At 55.5% G+C, this 1,259-nt stretch carries 1 protein-coding gene; it reads left to right on the top strand.

Annotation, left to right across the window (positions count from 1 at the left end; translation table 11 throughout):
• Positions 1 to 82 precede the first annotated feature (82 nt).
• On the top strand, positions 83 to 1,207 hold the full coding sequence (locus HU735_RS26780) for an IS481 family transposase (RefSeq protein ID WP_186716476.1): 1,125 nt from the start codon (positions 83 to 85) through the stop codon (positions 1,205 to 1,207).
• Positions 1,208 to 1,259: the final 52 nt, after the last annotated feature.

Here is a 1,259-nt window from a genome sequence, read left to right as displayed (position 1 = left end):
TGTAGAGACCGGACACATGGTGGACACGTGTACGGAGACATGGTTGACACTTCCTGGCAGCCCCTTTGCCAGGATTTTCGCCATGCCTTGGAACGTGAGAAACGCCATGAGCCTGAAAGAAGAGTTCGTATCCCTGGCGCGACAACCGGATGCCAATATTCGAGAGTTATGCCGACGCTTCAGCATCAGTCCTCAAACCGGCTACAAGTGGCTGCGCCGTTTTGAACAAGGTGGCTCGGCCGCTCTACAAGAACGATCTCGGAGGCCGGCTAGTAGCCCTCGCTTGACCGAGGCTGCATTGGAAGCAGAAGTCGTTGCACTTCGACAGGAGCACCCGGCCTGGGGCGGACGCACAATCAGCAGCCTGCTGAGCAAGCGTATTGCCCCCAGCACCGTCACCAACGTGTTGCACCGCCATGAACTGATCCAGAGCCCTGAGAAGGCGCGAGAGGCGCGGCTTAGATTTGAGCACGATGCGCCCAACGATCTCTGGCAGATGGACTTCAAAGGGCACTTCGCTCTGCAGCAAGGCCGGTGTCATCCGCTGACCATTCTTGACGACCACTCCCGCTTCAATTTGGCTATTCACGCTTGCGATAACGAGCGAGGAACGACGGTCAAGGAGAAGATGACTGAGGTCTTCCAGCGCTACGGCCTACCGGTCCGAATCAACGTCGATAATGGTGCTCCCTGGGGCTCACCGCGTAATCCTGGAGAGGTTACAGAACTGAGTATCTGGTTGATTCGACTAGGGATACAGATAAGTTTCAGTCGCCCGTACCACCCTCAAACGAATGGCAAAATTGAGCGTTTCCATCGTTCTTTGAGGGCTGAAGTACTCGATGGGCGGCAGTTCTCGACCTTGGTGCAAGCCCAGACGGCGTTTGACCGATGGCGGGAAATTTACAACTTACAGCGCCCTCATCAGGCGTTGGGGTATCAAGTGCCAATGGCCAGATATCACCCCAGCCCGTGGGCCTACCCCAATCAGCTTGAGGAATTTGAATATGGGCCAGACGATGTCCTGGCCAAGGTTTATCACAGTCGCTTCCGCTTCCAGAAACGCTATTTCAGCATCGCAAAAGGCTTGGTCGGGCAGACCATAGCGATACGCCCCGGGCGAGACGGTGGAGACATGTTCGATGTCTATTTCTGCCATCAACGCCTGCGCACCATCGACGTGAACAAACCTGATTACGGACCATAATGTGTCAACCATGTCTGCGCACATGTGTCAGCGATGTGTCCGGTCTCTACAG

It is taken from the genome of Pseudomonas sp. BW16M2 (assembly GCF_014268865.1).
GTDB classification, from domain to species: Bacteria; Pseudomonadota; Gammaproteobacteria; order Pseudomonadales; family Pseudomonadaceae; genus Aquipseudomonas; species Aquipseudomonas peradeniyensis.
The sequence above is the reverse complement of the archived record's forward strand: the minus strand, read 5'-3'. Positions and strand labels throughout refer to the sequence as shown.